General features: G+C 73.3%; 14 protein-coding genes. 5 read left to right on the forward strand and 9 right to left on the reverse strand.

Annotation, left to right across the window (positions count from 1 at the left end):
• The first annotated feature begins 16 nt into the window (after positions 1 to 16).
• Entirely contained in the window at positions 17 to 1,138 is a 1,122-nt protein-coding gene (locus ACZ4EF_RS07525; RefSeq protein WP_391046319.1) for a TDT family transporter, read from the forward strand.
• 15 nt (positions 1,139 to 1,153) lie between these two features.
• On the opposite strand, the gene ACZ4EF_RS07530 is transcribed toward ACZ4EF_RS07525, so the two are convergent.
• A complete protein-coding gene (locus ACZ4EF_RS07530; protein WP_401306835.1) occupies positions 1,154 to 1,903 on the reverse strand; it encodes a helical backbone metal receptor in 750 nt (249 codons plus the stop codon).
• Between the two features lie 48 nt (positions 1,904 to 1,951).
• Between ACZ4EF_RS07530 and ACZ4EF_RS07535 the strand changes: the two genes are divergently transcribed.
• Positions 1,952 to 2,890: a 5'-3' exonuclease gene (locus tag ACZ4EF_RS07535; protein WP_467503277.1), complete on the forward strand. Its 939-nt coding sequence runs from the start codon at positions 1,952 to 1,954 to the stop codon at positions 2,888 to 2,890.
• 75 nt (positions 2,891 to 2,965) lie between these two features.
• Here ACZ4EF_RS07535 and ACZ4EF_RS07540 read toward each other — a convergent pair whose 3' ends face one another.
• Genes ACZ4EF_RS07540 through ACZ4EF_RS07565 form a run of 6 tightly spaced genes read right to left on the reverse strand, consistent with a single transcriptional unit; the run spans position 2,966 to position 8,506 of the window.
• Positions 2,966 to 4,201: a cytochrome P450 family protein gene (locus ACZ4EF_RS07540; protein ID WP_355332895.1), complete on the reverse strand. Its 1,236-nt coding sequence runs from the start codon at positions 4,199 to 4,201 to the stop codon at positions 2,966 to 2,968.
• Positions 4,198 to 5,499 (reverse strand): cytochrome P450 family protein, encoded by a 1,302-nt coding sequence (locus tag ACZ4EF_RS07545; RefSeq protein WP_467503279.1) that lies wholly within the window; start codon positions 5,497 to 5,499, stop codon positions 4,198 to 4,200. The genes ACZ4EF_RS07540 and ACZ4EF_RS07545 overlap by 4 nt, the downstream gene beginning before the upstream one ends.
• Positions 5,499 to 6,125, reverse strand: coding sequence for a GTP-binding protein (locus ACZ4EF_RS07550; protein ID WP_355332899.1), 627 nt, complete (start codon positions 6,123 to 6,125; stop codon positions 5,499 to 5,501). Before ACZ4EF_RS07550 ends, ACZ4EF_RS07545 begins: the two co-directional genes overlap by 1 nt.
• Positions 6,100 to 6,465, reverse strand: a complete 366-nt coding sequence (locus tag ACZ4EF_RS07555; RefSeq protein ID WP_355332902.1) for a DUF742 domain-containing protein — start codon at positions 6,463 to 6,465, stop codon at positions 6,100 to 6,102. Before ACZ4EF_RS07555 ends, ACZ4EF_RS07550 begins: the two co-directional genes overlap by 26 nt.
• Positions 6,462 to 6,884, reverse strand: a complete 423-nt coding sequence (locus ACZ4EF_RS07560) for a roadblock/LC7 domain-containing protein (protein WP_355332904.1) — start codon at positions 6,882 to 6,884, stop codon at positions 6,462 to 6,464. The genes ACZ4EF_RS07555 and ACZ4EF_RS07560 overlap by 4 nt, the downstream gene beginning before the upstream one ends.
• Complete coding sequence (locus ACZ4EF_RS07565) at positions 6,881 to 8,506, reverse strand: ATP-binding protein (RefSeq protein WP_467503282.1); 1,626 nt, start codon at positions 8,504 to 8,506, stop codon at positions 6,881 to 6,883. The genes ACZ4EF_RS07560 and ACZ4EF_RS07565 overlap by 4 nt, the downstream gene beginning before the upstream one ends.
• 429 nt (positions 8,507 to 8,935) lie before the next feature.
• Between ACZ4EF_RS07565 and ACZ4EF_RS07570 the strand changes: the two genes are divergently transcribed.
• The 3 genes from ACZ4EF_RS07570 to ACZ4EF_RS07580 all read left to right on the forward strand — a co-directional run bounded on the left by ACZ4EF_RS07570 (position 8,936) and on the right by ACZ4EF_RS07580 (position 11,246).
• The gene (locus tag ACZ4EF_RS07570) at positions 8,936 to 9,721 is read left to right on the forward strand and encodes a polysaccharide deacetylase family protein (protein WP_467503284.1); all 786 of its coding nucleotides are present in this window, start codon (positions 8,936 to 8,938) and stop codon (positions 9,719 to 9,721) included.
• Between the two features lie 167 nt (positions 9,722 to 9,888).
• Positions 9,889 to 10,590: a FadR/GntR family transcriptional regulator gene (locus ACZ4EF_RS07575; RefSeq protein WP_401721210.1), complete on the forward strand. Its 702-nt coding sequence runs from the start codon at positions 9,889 to 9,891 to the stop codon at positions 10,588 to 10,590.
• A complete protein-coding gene (locus ACZ4EF_RS07580; protein ID WP_467503287.1) occupies positions 10,587 to 11,246 on the forward strand; it encodes an alpha-ketoglutarate-dependent dioxygenase AlkB family protein in 660 nt (219 codons plus the stop codon). The genes ACZ4EF_RS07575 and ACZ4EF_RS07580 overlap by 4 nt, the downstream gene beginning before the upstream one ends.
• A 75-nt stretch (positions 11,247 to 11,321) precedes the next feature.
• Here the strand turns inward: ACZ4EF_RS07580 and ACZ4EF_RS07585 are convergent, their stop codons facing one another.
• A complete protein-coding gene (locus ACZ4EF_RS07585) occupies positions 11,322 to 15,431 on the reverse strand; it encodes a carboxypeptidase regulatory-like domain-containing protein (protein WP_467503391.1) in 4,110 nt (1,369 codons plus the stop codon).
• Between the two features lie 240 nt (positions 15,432 to 15,671).
• Positions 15,672 to 16,718 (reverse strand): helix-turn-helix transcriptional regulator, encoded by a 1,047-nt coding sequence (locus ACZ4EF_RS07590; RefSeq protein ID WP_391046297.1) that lies wholly within the window; start codon positions 16,716 to 16,718, stop codon positions 15,672 to 15,674.
• Positions 16,719 to 16,864: the final 146 nt, after the last annotated feature.

The raw sequence follows: 16,864 nt of genomic DNA on the forward strand, positions 1-16,864 counted from the left end.
AGGGGAGGGTCGGAGCATGGCCACTGTTCACGCCGCGCAGCCGTTCGCCCAGGTTCGTACCCGTGTCCCCGCGGTACGGCACGTCGGTCCCAACTGGTACGCCACCGTCATGGGGACGGCGATCGTGGCGAACGCCGGGGTGGCGCTGCCGGGCGGGCAGCGCTGGCTGCGGGACGTGTGCACCGGGGTGTGGGCGCTGTCCGCGGTCCTGCTCGTCGCGGTCCTCGCGGCCCGCTGCGCGCACTGGGCCTGGCACACCGACCAGGCGCGGCGCCATCTGCGCGACCCGGCCGTGGCGCCGTTCTACGGCTGTCTGCCGATGGCGCTGCTGGCCGTCGGCGCGGGCACGCTGCTGCTCGGGCCGCCCGTGCTCGGGGAGCGTACGGCGGTCACGGTCGACGCGGCGCTGTGGGCGGTCGGGACGGCGTCGTCGCTGGTGGTCGCGGCGGCCGTGCCGTATCTGATGGTGGCCAGACACCGGATCGGCCTCGACGACGCGTCGCCCGTGTGGCTGCTGCCGGTGGTGGCGCCGATGGTCGCGGCGGCCACCGGGCCCGCGCTGATCCCGCGTCTGCCCGCCGACGCCGTACAGGCCAGGGAGGCGCTGCTGCTGGGCTGTTACGCGATGTTCGGGCTGAGCCTGCTGGCGACGCTGACGATGCTGCCGCTGGTGTGGTCGCGCCTGGTGCGCCGCGGGCCGCTGCCGCTCGCCCTGACCCCGACGCTCTTCCTGGTGCTCGGTCCGCTCGGGCAGTCCACGACGGCGGTCGGCCAGGGCGCCGACGTGGCCTCCGGCGCCGTCCCCGCCCCGTACGCGACGGCGCTGCGCGGCTTCGCGGTGCTGTACGGCGTCCCGGTGATGGGCTTCGCGCTGCTGTGGCTCGCGGTGGCGGCGGCCCTGGTGGTGCGGGCGGCCCGGCGCGGGATGCCGTTCGCGATGACCTGGTGGGCCTTCACCTTCCCGGTCGGCACCTGCGTGACCGGCGCGGCGAGCCTGGCCCGGCACACCGGTCTGCACGCGCTGGGCTGGCTGGCGGTCGGGCTGTACGCGGCGCTGGTCGTCGCCTGGCTGGCGGCGGGCGCGGGCACGCTGCGGGGGACGGTGAGCGGCCGGCTGCTGGCGGCGCCCACGGGGTGACCGGCTGGACCGGTCTCAGTACGTGCGCGCCGCCCTCAGCGCGGCCCCCACGACGGCGGGCGCTCGCACCAACGAGGGCCCGTACCAGGTGAGATGGCGACCGCTGACCAGGGCGGCGGGCAGGCCGGGGAAGGACTCGGGGCCGTCGTCGGCGGTGAAGCGGTACGGCTCGTCGGGGAGGACGACGAGGTCGGCGCCCACGGCCCGCAGCTCCTCGACCGGGACCGCCGGGTAGCGCTCGGCGTGTCCGGCGTAGGCGTTGCGCACGCCGAGCCGGGCCAGCAGGTCACCGGCGAAGGTGTCGCGGCCGAGCACCATCCACGGCCGCCGCCAGATCGGCACGACCGCCGTCGCCGTGACCGCGGGCGCCGCCGGAATCCCCCGCCAGGCCGCCTCCGCCTCGTCCAGCCACCGCGGGCGCGGCACCCCGCAGCCGTCGACCAGCATCCGGTGCAGCTCGCCGAACGCCTGGGGCAGCGTCCGTACGTCGGTGACCAGGACGCGCACTCCCGCGGCCCGCAGCGCGGCCAGGTCGGGGGCGCGGTTCTCCTCCTCGTTGGCGACCACGAGGTCGGGGGCGAGGGCGACGACGGCGGGCACGTCGGGGTTCTTGGTGCCGCCGATCCGCACCACGTCGAGGTCCGCCGGATGGGTGCACCAGTCGGTGGCGCCGACCAGCAGTTCCGGCGCGGTGGCGGCGACCGCCTCGGTCAGCGACGGCACCAGCGAGACCACCCGGCGTACGGCGTAACGGCCCTGATTCACCCGCCCACCGTACGACGGACTGTCCGACCCCCGTGCGATGCTGGCGCCGTGACTGACGACACGCCCGGCGGCAAACTGCTCCTGCTCGACACCGCGAGCCTGTACTTCCGCGCCTACTTCGGGGTGCCCGAATCGGTGAAGGCACCGGACGGCACACCGGTGAACGCGGTGCGCGGGCTGCTGGACTTCATCGCCAGGCTGGTCGCCGACCACTCCCCCACCGCGCTGGTCGCCTGCATGGACGCGGACTGGCGCCCGCAGTGGCGGGTGGACCTGATCCCGTCGTACAAAGCGCACCGCGTGGTCGAGGACACCGAGGGCGTCGAGGAGGTGCCCGACACGCTGTCCCCGCAGGTGCCGGTGATCGAGGCGGTGCTCGACGCGATCGGCGTCACCCGGGTCGGCGTCACCGGTTACGAGGCGGACGACGTCATCGGCACCCTCGCCACCGCCTCCCGCACGCCGGTCGCGATCGTCACCGGGGACCGCGACCTGTTCCAGCTCGTGGACGACGCGCGGGGCGTGCGCGTGCTCTACCCCCGCAAGGGCGTCGGCGACTGCGACGTCATCGACGAGGCGGCCATCCAGGACCGGTACGGGGTGCGCGCCGGGCAGTACGCGGACTTCGCGGCGCTGCGCGGCGACCCGAGCGACGGGCTGCCCGGCGTGAAGGGCATCGGCGAGAAGACGGCGGCCCAACTCGTCACCGAGTACGGGGACCTGGCCGGTGTGCGGGCCGCCGCGACCGACCCGATGTCCAAGCTGACCCCGGCCAGGCGGCGCAACATCGTGGAGGCCGCCGCCTACCTCGACGTGGCGCCCAAGGTCGTGGCCGTCGCCGCCGACGTACCGCTGCCGGACTTCGATCCGACGCTGCCGGGCGAGGCCGCCGACCCCGAGGTGCTGGAGTCGCTCGCGGAGCGCTGGGGACTCGGCGGCTCGCTGACCCGGCTGCTGGACACGCTCGCCGCCAAGGGCGCGCGCTGATCCTCTTCACGTGCGGCCTTGACGTGCTGCCCTTACGTGCTGGGGGCCTTCGCGCGCGGCCGTGCGGCAGCGGCGTCAGCCGTGCAGATGGACCGGGATTCGCTGCCAGCCGTAGGCGATGAAGGACGGCACCTGCTTCAACTCGTCCTGCGGGACGGCGAGTCGGAGGTCGGGGAAGCGCTCGAAGAGGGCCGGGAGGGCGGTGCGCGCCTCCATCCGGGCCAGCGGGGCGCCGATGCAGCGGTGCACGCCGATGCCGAAGGCGAGATGGTCGTCGGCGGCCCGCGTCGCGTCGAACTCGGCGGCTGTGGGCCCGTAGTGCGCCGGGTCGTGGCCGGCGGCGGCGTACGTGGTGACGATGGCGTCGCCCGCCGGGATGGTGACCCCGTCCACTGTGATGTCGCTGACCGCGAAGCGCAGCGGCAGCGCCGCGATCGAGGGGTGGACGCGCAGCACCTCGTCGATGACCGCATCCCAGCCGATCTCCCCGGCCCGTACGGCGGCGAGTTGGCCGGGGTGTGTGAGCAGCGCGACCACCGCGTTGCCGATGAGGTTGACCGTGGTCTCGAACCCGGCGCCGATCACCAGCAGCAGGGTGTAGAGCAACTCCTCGTCGCTGAGCCGGTCGCCGTCCTCGGCGCGCATCCGGATCAGCTCGGTGGTCATGTCGTCGCCGGGGTGCTCGGTCCTGTGGCCGATCAGCGCGGGCAGCACGACACCGATCTGCTCCTGAACGAACCGTCCGTGCTCCGGGGTCGGGTCGGAGGTGTCCATGATGGCGGCGATCAGCGTGCCCGTCGCCTCCGTCAAGTGGTCGGGGACGCCGAAGAGTTCGCAGATCATCCGCATCGGCAGCGGGTGCGCGTACGCGGCGCGCAGGTCGACCGGCCGGCCGTCGGCCGCCGCCAACTCCGGTGCGCTCAGCAGCTCCTGAGTGATCGTCTCGACGCGGACGCGCATCGCCTCGGTGCGCCGGGCGGTGAAGCTGGGCGCGACGAGCTTGCGCAGCCGGGCGTGGTCGGAGCCGTACGTGGAGAGCATGTTGACCACGCCGACCCAGCCGAGGACCCAGCCCCAGGCGGGGTGGTCGCCGACCTCGGACCACAGCGCCCAGTGCTGCCGCGGGTCGCGGCTGACCCGCGGGTCGAGGATCAGCGACTTGAGCGTGTCGTAGCCGGTGGGCGCCCAGGCCGGGATGCCGCCCGGCAGTTCGACCGGCACCACCGGGCCCAGCGCCCGTAACTCGGCGCTCTCCAGGGGGATGTCGGTGCCGAACGGGTCGATGGCCACACGGGCGGCGGGCGCGGTCATGCGCGGTCTCCGGTCTGGTCGGGGGTGCGCGGGGTGAAGCGGACGGGCAGCGCCGTCAGCGAGCGGTGGAACGGGCCCGGCCGCCAGGTGAGGCGTTCGCGGTCGGTGGTGGGTTCCAGGTCGGGCAGCCACTGGGTGAGGCGTTCGATGGCCTCGGTGGCGATCAGCAGGGTGTGCTGCTTGACCGGGCAGGAGTGCTCGCCCGCCGACCAGGACAGGTGGGAGGCGTCGCCCGGGTGGTGGGCGCCGCCCGACTCCTGCTCGGCGAAGTGGCCCAGCGCGCCGTAGGAGATGACGACGGGCACGGCCGCCCGCACCCACACGCCGTGGAAGCTCAGCGGCTCGCGCGCGAAGTGGATGCCGTAGTTGGACAGCGGCGTCTCGTACCGCAGGACCTCGACGACGGCGTCCATGACCGGGCGGGAGCCGCTGGTCAGCGTGGTGTAGAAGTCGGGGTTGCCGAGGATGCGCGACAGCGCGTTGGAGACCAGATTCGCGGTCGGCTCGTGGCCCGCGCCGAGGGTGAGGAAGACCTGCCAGGTCACCTCTTCGGCCGTCAGGTCCTCCGGGTGGTCCAGCAGCCAGCTTGTCAGGTCGGGGCCGCGGGTCTCGCTCTTGGCGGCGATCAGTCCGAGCACGTACGCCCCGAACTCGGCCTCGCCCTCGGCCGCTTGGACGCCGCCCTCCATCATCTTGCCGAGCGCGACCTCCAGTCGGCCGCTCTCGCTGTCCGGCAGCCCGAAGAGGTTGTTGAAGATCAGCGACATCAGCGGGCGGGCGAAGTCGGCGACGAGGTCGGCGTGGCCGACGGGTCCGAAGCGGCCGATCAGGATGTCCACCGCGCGGTGCACCCGCTCGCGCAGATCGGCGGGTTCCACCAGGTCGACCGCGTCGGCGAAGGCGCGGCGGTAGCGGACGTGCGCGTCGCCGTCGGAGAACAGGGTGTTGGGCCGCCAGCGCATCATGCCGAGGATCGGCGCGTCCTCGGCGACCGTGGACTCCCACGGGCGCGGGTCGTGCGACCAGGTCTCCGCGTCACGCAGCAGGTCGAGCGCGGCGCGCCGGTCGGTGACGACGTACGCCGGTACGCCCGGCGCGAGTTCGGCCCAGCCGAGCGGGCCCTGCGCCTTGAGCGCCGCGTAGTAGCGGTGCGGGTCGGCGGCGAAGCCGTCCTCCCAGAGCCGGACCGGCGCCGACCGGGCGAAGGTGTCGGCGGGGGTGGCGGGCGCGGAGGAGGACGATGGGGAGGAAGACGGCGCGGCGGGCGCGGGAGAGGGCGCTGCGGGAGGGTGATTCATCAGAGGGCTCCGGGCGTTGGGTCGGCGTCCTTGCGGTCGATCAGGTGCTGCACCAGCGCGAGCAGCGCGTCGACGGAGGAGTTGGTGTCGCGCGCGTCGCACGCCACCATCGGCGTGCCGGGCTCCAGGTCGAGCGCCTGCCGCAACTGGGCCTCGGTGTACGTCCGCGCGTCGGGGAAGGTGTTGAGCGCGACGGCGTACGGCAGGCCGGTCTCCTCCACCAGGCCGAGGACGTCGAAGGAGTCGTTGATCCTGCGGGTGTCGACCAGCACCAGCGCGCCCAGCGCCCCGTACGCGATGTCGGCCCACAGCGAGCGGAACCGTTCCTGCCCCGGGGTGCCGAACAGGTACAGGACGACGCCGCCCGCCATGCTGATCCGGCCGAAGTCGATGGCGACGGTGGTGGTGGTCTTGTCACGGACGCCGTCGAGGTCGTCGACGGCGGCGGACGCCTCGCTGAGGTGTTCCTCGGTGTGCAGCGGGCGGATCTCGGAGACCGAGTCGATCAGCGTGGTCTTGCCCACCCCGAACGGACCCGCCACCAGGATCTTCACCAACTCGCGGGCGCTGTCCGGCAGATGTACGTCGCCTCGGTGGGGGTCAGTGCTTGAGGGCGCGGAGGCCATCGGCCACTCTCTTCAGCAGGTCGGGTTCCGGCAGGTCGGCTACGGGTACGGGCGGACGGACGCTGACCAGCCCCCGGTCGGTCAGCTCCGCGGCGAGTACCCGGACGGCGGAGACGGGCAGCCCCAGCAGGGCCGCCGTCTCCACCACGGTGAGGGATCCGCCGTCCAGCAGTTCCAGCAACGCGTGCTGGGCGGCGGGGAGTTCGGCGGGAATCGCGCCGTCGGCGTCGGTGCTGGTCAGCACGGACAGCCGCTCCAGGCTGTCCCGGCTCGGCCGCGCCACCCCGCCGGTGGACAGATAGGCGGGGACCAGCGGGCGGCCGGTCCGGCGGCCGGTCATTCCGCGGTGCCGCCATCGCCCGCGCGGGGCGCGGCGGTCATGGCCTTCTCGCCGAGCCTGGCCACCTGCGAGTGGACCCGGTGGGCGAGCAGGTCGAGGCGGACCTCGGGACCGCCGAACGCGGCCACGCACGTGCCGTGTTCGGTGGGCGCGACCAGGATGTAGCCGTGGTCGGACTCGATCACCACCTGCCGGATTCGCGCGTCGGTCCGGTCCGCGAAGGCGGCGGCGGCCGTACGGCAGGCGCCCTGGACGGTGCTGGTGATCGCTGCGGTGCGCTCGGCGGTGGCCTGGGACAGCGCCTCCGAGTACCCGGAGACGAGACCGTCCCTGGTGAGCAGGACGGCTGCGGTGACATGCGGGATCTCCAGGATCGGATCCAGCACCCACGCGGTGTCGCCGGTGTCGCGGCTGGTCATCGCGGGTCGTTCCCTTCGGTGTCGACGGCGTTTCTGGCCGCGGCGGTTCCGGCCTGGAGGGCGCCGAGGGCCGCGGCGGCCTCCTCCGGTGTGCGGGCGGGTGCCGCGGGCGCGGCGGCGGTCCCGTTCGCCGCCGCCCTCCCGTGGGCGGCGCGGGCCTTGCGTCGCCGTTGCGGCAGCACCTCCGCGGCGGTGTCGTCGGCCCCCGTACCGCTGTCGGCCCCGGGTCCGGCGTCCGGTTCGGGTCCGGCGTCCGTCTCGGCCGCCCGCTGGTGCCCGGCCGCCGTCTCGCGTACGGCCGCGGAGGCGGATACGGCTGCGGGCTCGGTGTCCGCCGGGGACCCGGCGCGGGCGTGGGCAGGGTCGGGCGCGCCGTCGTCCGCGACGGGCGGGCGGGTGGAGCGCGGCGTGCTGGCGGCGGGCGGCTGCTCGACCGGGTCGATATGGCTGAGCAGGTGCTTCCTGACCAGCAGGACGGCCCGGACGCCGCCGTAGGGCGACGGCGAGGAGAGGTCGACGGACACGTCGAAGCGCCGGGTGAGCTGGCCGATCGCGGCCAGGCCCATGCGCGGCGGGTCGCCGAGGTCGGAGAGCAGGATCGGGTCGGTGCCCGCGACCATCTTCTGCGCGTACGCCCGCTCGTCGGCGGCCATGCCGACGCCGGCGTCGTCCACGGTGACGGAGACACCGTGGTGGACGGCTTCGAGGTTGACGACCACGGCGGTGTCGGGCGCGGAGTGCCGCAGCGCGTTGTCCAAGAGCTCGGCCACGATGATGGCGACGGGCTCGACGGCGTGCGAGACCAGCGCCGTACCGGGTTCGAGGTGGTTGTTGACCCGGACGCGGTGGTAGCCGACGAGCCGGGACTGGCCGCCGGTCACCGCCTCGACCAGGTGCGACTCCTCACGGGCCAGGCCGACCCAGGCCCCGCACACCACGGCCGTCACCTGGGCGCGGCGCAGCGACTGCTCGTTCTCGTGGTCGAGGGCGAACAGCGTCTGGGCCAACTCGGGCTCGTCGTAACGCTGTTGGAGTCCGCGCAGGACGTCCTGGAGGCGGTAGAGCCCGGCCTGGATGTCGCGGGTGGCGCCGCGCATGCCCGCGCGGGCGGCTGCGTCGACCCGCTTGCGCTCCCGGGCGGTCGCGGCGAGGACGGCGGTGAGGACGTCCCCCAGGGCGGCTTCGATGTCGGCGGGCGGGGGTCCGGGGGCCGGGCGTTCAGCGGCTGGGGGTCCGGGGTGCGGCGGGTCGGGGTGCGGGGGTCCGGGGCGCGGGGGGTCGGGGTGCGGCGGTCGGCCGTCCGGGGACTCGGCGTCCGCCGTGGCCCGGCCGCCGAGGGTTCCGGGGTGCAGCGGTCCCGGCACCCGGACGTGCGGGTGGGCGGCGCGGGTGGCCTCGGCGGGAATGCGCGCGGCGGCCAGGTGGGCGATCTCGGCGGCGACGGCCGTGGTGACCCGTTCGGTCTCCTGCCGCGCCTCGTCGAGCCGGGACCGCAGCCCGGCGATCTCCGCGCGCTGCCGGGTCCTGTGCCGTAAGGAGCGCAGCAGGCCGCCGCCGAGCACTAAGGCGGACACGGTCCCGGCGGCCAGGCCGGCGACGGCCAGGTCCGGTATCTCGATCATCGAATCGGCCTCGGAGGATCAGGGAACGGCGGGACGGCGGGCCGCCCGGGGGCGGGCCGTGCCCAGTACACACTGGAACCGATCGGTCGCGCGCTGTTTTGCGCGAAGATCCTTTTCGATATGGCCCGAGGGCGACCGGTTCTGCCCGAAGTGTCGACACAACGGACATTCATGCACCGGGGCACCCCTGTCCCACCTGCGGCGTGGCCGAAACACCCCGCTATACATGCCGTACATAGCGGGCGTGTAGGGTGAGTTTCCGTCCGCTCAGCAGACACAGAGCGGACATACAGACTTCGCACGGATGTCGCCCGGCGAGCCCGCGCGGCGGGCCGGGCGGAGCCCCGTGCCGAGCAGCCGTACGCAGCCGCGCGGTGCCGTTCCGAGCCACCGCGCGGCGCGCCCACGCACAGACCCGGAGGACCCGCCATGCCAGGAACGCCCTCAGCCATACGACGCCGGTGCGCCGGAGCCGCGGTGGCGGCGGTGGCGCTGGCGACGGCGCTGAGCGGGTGCACCACCTATGACACGCAGTCCCCGCGCAGCGCGCGGAACGCGGCGGCGAAGAAGGCCGGGGCCGACGCCGCGCTGCCCGCCGGAGCCGTCGACTGCCGCAAGGCCAAGTGCATCGCGCTGACCTTCGACGCGGGCCCCAGTGAGCACACCCCCGCGCTGCTGAAGGTCCTCAACGAGAAGAAGGTGCGGGTCACCTTCTTCCTGCTGGGCCACAACCACGTGGACAAGTACCCGGACCTGGTCGCGCAGATGGGGCGGAACGGGAATGTGCTGGGCAACCACACCTGGACCCACCGCAGGCTGACCGACCTCAAACCGGCCGAGATCCGCACCGAGTTGGACCGGCTCAACACGGCGGTCGAGAAGCTGACCGGCAAGCGGCCGACGCTGATGCGCCCGCCGCAGGGCCGCACCAACAAGGAAGTCGCCAAGATCTCCAAGGAGTTGGGCCTGTCGCTGGTGCTGTGGAACGACACGGCGAGCGACTACGCGACCACCGACTCCGCGCTGATCCACAAGCGCATCCTCAAGGACGCGCACCGGGACGGGATCATCCTGCTGCACGACCTCTACAAGGGAACGGTGCCCGCGGTGCCGGGGATCATCGACTCGCTGCGCGCCGAGGGCTACACCTTGGTGACCGTGCCGGAGCTGATGGCCCCCGCGAAGCCGGAGCCGGGGAAGATCTACAAGCCCTGAGGCCCCTCCCGCGCACCGGGCCCGTGCGCCCCTCCCGCGCATCGAGCCCGCGCATCGAGCCCCGCTTTCGGCCGCCGTCCCGCTCGGGTCGCCGTCCCTGTGGCCCCGAGTAAACTGATCTTGGGACGACTCCTCAGAGAACCTGAGACCTGCGAGGTGAGACGCCGATGACCGTCGGATCACTGCGCCCCAGTCCGCTCGTCGAGCAGGCCGCGCAGCGCCTGCGGGAACAGATCGCCGAGGGGCGCTGGCCGGTGGGCGCCAGGCTGCCGGGCGAGACGGCGCTCGCCGCGTCGCTCGGTGTCGGCCGGTCCACGGTCCGCGAGGCGGTACGCGCCCTGGCCGGTGCCGGGCAGCTGCGGACCCGGCAGGGCGCCGGGGTGTTCGTCATCGCCACGGAACCGGTCGAGGAGTGGTCGGCCAAGCTCGGCAGGGCGGCGGCGACGGACGTCCACGAGGTGCGCGCACTGCTGGAGACGCGGGCCGTACGGCTGGCGGCGCGGCGCCGTACCGGCGAGGACGCGACGGCGCTCGACGCAGCGCTGGCCTCGGCGCTCGCGGCCACCGCACGCGCCGCCCGGCCGGAGGCCGCCGCCGATCCGGCGGCCCGCGCGGACGCCGACCTCGCGCTGCACGCGGCGCTGGTGGCCGCGGCCGGCAATCCCGTACTCACCGATCTGTTCGCCGAGTTCGCACCCGCGCTGCGCGAGGCCCTGTTGGCCCTGGGGACCGCGGGTCCTGGCGGTCACGAAGCGCTGGTCGCGGCGGTGCTCGACGGCGACGCGGACGCGGCCGAGCGCCTGGTCGCGGCCGAACTCGACGTCATCGCCCGCCTGTTGCGCGAGGCGCGGGCCAGGAGCGCGGCGTGAACGCGCTCATCCCCCGGCCGCGCTCGCGGCCCGCGCCCGGCGCCGTCCACGTGCCCGGCTGGCTCTCCCCCGAGGAACAGGCCGAGTTGGTGGCGGCGTGCCGCGCGTGGGCGCGCGGCCCGGTGCCGATGCGGCGCACCCGGCTGCCGCGCGGCGGCGTCATGTCGGTGCACACGATGTGTCTGGGCTGGCACTGGAGCCCGTACGCGTACTCGCGGATCGCGCACGACGTGAACGGCGCCCGGGTCGCCGCCTTCCCCGAGCGGCTCGGCGAGTTGGGCCGCCAGGCGGTGGCGGACGCGTACGAGGACGGGGCCGCGGGGGCGGCGTACGCGCCGGACACGGCGCTGGTGAACTTCTACGGCGAGGGCGCCACGATGGGCATGCACCAGGACAAGGACGAGAAGTCCGGTGCCCCGGTGGTGTCGTTGAGCATCGGCGACACCTGCGTCTTCCGCTTCGGCAACACCGAGACGCGTGGAAAGCCGTACACCGACGTGGAGTTGGCCTCCGGTGACCTCTTCGTCTTCGGCGGGCCGTCCCGCTACGCCTTCCACGGGGTGCCCAAAGTCCTTCCGCACACCGGCGATCCGGCCGTCGGGCTGAGCGGCGGACGCCTCAATCTGACGCTGCGCGTCACCGGCCTCACCGACTGAGGCCCCTCGCACGGCGGCGCCCCCGCCGCCGGTGGGAACCGGCGACGGGGGCGCGCTGCTGCGAAGGAGTCCCGATCAGTCCTTCAGCAAGGTGAAGTTGCTGGTGACGGTCGCTCCCTTCGTGATCTTCACGGTGGCCACGGTCGGCTGCCAGCCGTCCTTGGCCACGATGAGCTGGAGCGGGTTGTTGCGGACGTCCAGCCACAGGGCGTACGTGCCGTCGGGGGCGGTCTTCAGCGTGTAGTGCGTCGCCCAGGTGTTGATCTGGACGGTGGCCCCGGCCAGCGGCGATCCGCCGCCGCTGACGGTGCCGGTGATCTTGCCCCAGGTGGCGGGCGGCTTGACGGTCAGCGACACGGGGATCGGGGCGATGCTGTACGGCGTGTCACTGGCCAGGCCGATCGAGGCCGAGTACGTCCCCGGCTGGGTGATCTCGGGGACGGAGGCGTCCAGGGTGACGGTCAGCGTGGTGCTGGCGCCGGGTGCGACGGTGACGGACGTGGCGCTCTCCGACAGCCAGGTGACGTCGGTGACGTCGGGCTGGTCGTAGCCGGGGAGCACTTCCGCGTTCTTGGCCGGGGTCTGGCCCGCCAGGCCGCCGACCGAGTAGAAGCCGGCGCCGCCGCTGCCGCGGTAGAGCGAGGCGTTGGCGTTGGGCAGCGCCGTCCAGGTGTTGTCGGTGGGCTGGTAGGCCCACGTCTGGTTGGTCAGCGCGGCGCCCGCGTTGATGGCACCGCCCTTGACCAGCAGCACGCCGTTGGCCGAGGTGTACGTGGCGCCCCACGCGTCGGTCGGCTGGTCCGCGATCGGCGACCAGGAGTCGGCGGCGGGGTCGTAGACGTACGCGTGAGTGGTGCTGCCCGCGTCCGTGGTGCCACCGGAGCAGTAGAGCTTGCCGGTGACCGCGCCGCAGGACTCCCAGGCGATGGGCTCCGGGTAGGCGGCGGCGCTGGCCCACGTGTTGGTCGCCGGGTCGTAGGAGGTGACGTCGGCGGTGCCGCACGCGGTGGCGGTGCAGCCGCCGACCGAGTACAGCTTGCCGTTGAGCACCGCGCTGCCCGCGCCCGCGTACGGCTTGGGCGAATTGGCTCCGGTGCTCCAGGTGTTGGAGGCGATGTCGTAGATTTCCAGCTTGGCGTCCGGGTTGCCGCTGGCGCCCCAGCCGCCGGCCGCGTAGAACTTGTCGCCGATCACGCCGTGGACCGGGGCCTCACGGGTGTCGGCGGCGGAGGCGAGCTTGGTCCAGGCGCCGCTGTCCGCGCTGTACGCGTACAGGTCGCTGGTGTCGGCCACGCCGGTGAAGCCGAACGCCGAGTAGACGGTCCCGTTGTGCACGGCCACCGCGTTGTCACCGGTGGGTACGGGCAGGTCGGGGATGGTCTGCCAGGCGTCGCCCGCCGCGCCCTGCGCGTTGGCGGCGGCGTCGGTGGTGGCCTTGCCGCCGGGCGACAGCGCGCCCTTCTTGGCGCTCGCGCCGTGCGTGGTGAGCGACAGCGGCGAGTAGTGGCCCTTGACGAGGTTGAGCGGGGCGCCGCCGGCCTTCTGGAGGACGACTCCGCCCGGCGTCTCGCCGAGGGTGACGGTGGCCGGGGCGTTACCGGTGTTCTTCACCGTCACGACCTGGCTCGCGCTCTTGCCCCAGGCGACGGTCTTGCTGATGCTCGCCGGGGTGACCTTGATCTGGCCCGCCTTGAGGGCGAGGTTGTGCGAACCGACGCCGTCCCTGGGGACGTTCACGGTCGCGGTCGCCGAGGTGTACTTCGACGCGGTGGCCGTGATCGGGTGCTTGCCGGTGAGGTGCGAGAACATCCAGAAGAAGCCGTCGCCCAGGTTCGGGTCGTCGGGCGTGGCGTTGGTGGTGGTGTGGTCGTCGGGCGCGTCGGTGCTGGTGACCGTGGCGCCGTTGACGCCCGCCTTGGTGTTGCTGTCGGTCACATTGCCGACGATCAGGCCGCCGCTGACCGGGTCGTAGGTCCGCTTGCCGACGAAAACGTTGTCGAGCTGCCACCAGTAGGCCCAGTTGCCCTTGTAGTGGAAGCGCAGCCGTACGTCGCTCTTGCCCGCGTAGTCGGCCAGCGGGAGTTCGACGTGCGTGGGACCGGCCACCGAGGTGGTCGTCTTGTGCCAGACGGTGGTCCAGGTGGCGCCGGCGTCGGTCGAGACGTCCACGTCGGCGGTGGAGTTGCTGAACGCCTTGTAGTCGGTGTCGAAGCCGAGCACCGGGGCGGCGACGTCGGTGAGGTCGTAGGACGGGGACAGCAGCGAGCTGTCCTGGCTGAGACCCTGGCCGATGTTGTCACTGTCGATGTTGGCGAAACCGCCGCTGCCGCCGGTCCTGTTGCCGCGGGCGCCCGGGTCGTTGAAGACCCAACCGCCGTTGGTGCTGTCCGCGTTGGTCACCGACCAGCCCGCCGGGGGTCCGGTGGTGGAGGTGAACGCCTCGCTGCTGCCGGTCAGGTGCACCGCGTAGCCGGGCGCCTGGTCGGACGACGGGTCGACGGGCACGGGGACGTTGAGCGTCTGGTCGGCGGTGCCGATCTGGAGGCTCTTGTCGACCGTCTTGTAGCCGGGGTAGTTGGCGCTGACGTGCAGGGTGTACGCGCTGCCCTGAGGGAGCGTCAGCGAGTAGTCACCGGTGACGGGGTCGGTGTAGACCGGCGCGCCGGGGACACCGTCGACGGTGATCTTCGCGTACAGCGGCCAGCCGTGGCCCGAGCCGTCGGTGACCTTGCCCGCGACGGTCTGCTTGGCCACCGCGTCCAGGGCGAAGGAGGTGGTGACGGTGGCGCCGTCGGCCAGTTCGACGGCGGACGCGGTCTTGCTCGCGTAGCCGTAGGCGGCGGCGGTCAGGTCGTAACTGCCCGGCGGGACGTCCAGCTTGTAGCCGCCGGTCGCGTCGGAGGTGGCGCTGTAGTCGCCCGCGGTCACCTTGGCGCCCGCGATGGCCGCCCCGGTGGCGTGGTCGGTGACCTTGCCGGTGAGCACACCGTGCGGGCCGCTGCGGAAGGCCGCCAGGCCGTTCGGGGTACCGAGGCCGGTCGGGCCGTCGTAGCCGGGGCCCGCGGTGCACTGCTGGGTGGGCGAGCAGGTGCCGTTGTTGCCCGCGGTGACGTCGTTGAGGGCGCCGGCCTGCGCGTACGGGTAGGAGTTCGGGTACGTGCCCGCGGCCGGGGTGCCGGCCGACGCGTACACGCCCGCGATCAGCGGGGAGGAGGCGCTGGTGCCGCCGTAGACTGCCCACCCGTTGCCGCCGTAGCCCTGGTAGACGGAGACGCCGGTGACCGGGTCGGCGACCGCGGAGACGTCGGCGACGGACCGCTTGTCACAGAAGCCGTTGGTCTGGAAGGCCGGCTTGGGCTCGTAGAGCGAGCATCCCGAACCGGGGCCGCCATAGGTGTTGTTCCACACGGACTCGGTCCAACCGCGGCTGGTGCCGGTGTCCTTGGCGAGCGCGGTGCCGCCGACGGAGGTCACGTACTGCGAGGCCGCCGGGTAGCTGACGCCGAAGCCGTCGTCGCCGGAGGAGGCGACCACCGCGACACCCGGGTGGTTGTAGTACGGGTCCATGTCCGTGGTCTCGGACGGGTCCTCGCCGCTGCCCGGCGTGCTGCTGTAGCCGGTCCCGTAGGAGTTGGAGACGTACTTCGCGCCGAGCGCGACCGCCTCGTCCACCGCGGCGCCCAGGTCCGCGAAGTTCGCCGAGTCGGCCTCGACGAGCAGGATGTGGGCGTTGGGGGCGGCTGCCGAGACCATGTCGACGTCGAGCGAGATCTCGCCCGCCCAGTCGGGGTCGGGTGACGGGTAGTCGGTGCCGCCGCGCTGGCTGACCTTCTTGAAGCAGCCGTTGGCGGTGGTGCACTCGGGCAGGCCGTACTGCGCCCGGTAGATCGCCAGGTCCGCCTCGGCGGTGGGGTCGTCGTAGGCGTCGACGATGGCGATGGTCTGGCCCGCGCCGCCGTCGGCGGGCAGGTTGTACGCGTCCTGGAGATCAGTGGCACCGAAGCCGGCCGGGGTGGCGGCGAGCGGCTGGATGCCCTTGTGCGCGGCCACGTCGGTGCGGCGCAGCGCGAAGCAGCGGAATTGACCCGGCTGGGCGTCGCCGCACTGCCGTACGACGTCGGGCCGGGAGGAGGGTGCGGCGGACGCCGTTGCCGCGGCGGGCAGTTGAAGGCCGAGCAGGGCGATGGTGGCCGACGCGAGGGCGGCTACCGCGGTAGCGGCGCGCCGACCTCCGCTCCGTCTGGGAAATATGCGCAAGGCGGGACTCCGTGATGCCGGAGGGGACCGTGCCATGACGAGGTCGTGGCCGGTTGCGGTCCGATCGAACCGCTGGCGTATACCTGTGCCTCACACGCACCACTGGAACCCGAAGTGATTGTCGGATACCTGACATCACCCACACCGGAACTGCACGTCGCGTTCACGTCAACCAGACGGCACAACCTCACCGCGTCCGTATCCGTCGTCCAGCCAGCCGTGCCGGGCCGCGTGCCAGACCAGCCGTATACGGTTGTCGACTCCGGCGTCCCGCTGCATCGCCGCGATGTGCCGCTGCACGGTCCGCACCGCGACACCCAGGGCGCGGGCCATCGCCGCGTCCGTGCTGCCGCTCACCAGCATGGCCAGGATGCGCAGTTGGACGGCGCTGCGGGCCGGTCCCGCGTCGGCGCGGGCCGGCGAGGGTCCGGCGTCGGGGCGGCCGAGCGGCACCGCGTCCGCCCACACCGACTCGAAGAGCGTGACCAGCGCGTCGAGCAGTCCGCTCGGCCGGATCACCAGCATCACCGGGTCCGGTGGCCGCGCGTCGGCGGGCAGCGGCAGCAGCGCCAGCGAGTGGTCGGCGACGCACAGCCGCACCGGCAGCCGGTCGGTGACCCGGACGAACGCCTGCTGCCGGGTACCCGGCGGGTCGAGCGCGGCCAGCGGGTCCAGGCCCATCGACTCCAGGCCCGCCCGCTCGAAGACCACCCGGCGGCGTATCCCCGGCACGGCGGCCGAGCCGCAGGCCAGCGGATCGGGGACGGCGTCGTCCGCCGTGTCCTTGTCGGTACGGACGAAGGCCATCAACTCCGAGACGGCCGAGGCGTGGAGCTGTTCCGCCCAGCGGCCGATGGCGGCCTGGCCCTCGACCACCCGGACGATCTCCTCCGCCCGGTGGCCCTCGTGCACCCGCTGGTACTCCACGCCCAGCCGGTCGAGCAGTTCCCGGCCGCGCCGCAACTGCTCCTGGGCGCGGGACACCAGCGGCAGCAGCGTGCTCTGCGGCGGCACCGGATACCAGCGCCCGTCGCGCCCGAGCTTCGCCAGGCCGCGCCCGGCCAACTCCCCGCAGGCTTCCTCCGCCCGCGCCCTCGACACCCCCATCTGCCGAGCCAGTTCCGCATCGGCCACTCCCCGCGTGGCCACCAGCAACGGGTAGGCCCGGTCCGCGTCGGCACTCAACCCCAGAGCCTCAAACGGACGTTCGCTCATGATCGGGACTGTAGCCCTCACGGGCCGCCGAGACCGGCGATTCACACAGGCGCGCCATGGCCGTCGCACATCATTCATGGGCCCGCCGGGCGCCGAGGCACCTGACGGGCCCATGACCGGGCCATTACCCCCGCATGACTGACGCT

This window comes from Streptomyces sp. NPDC025721 (assembly GCF_055558595.1).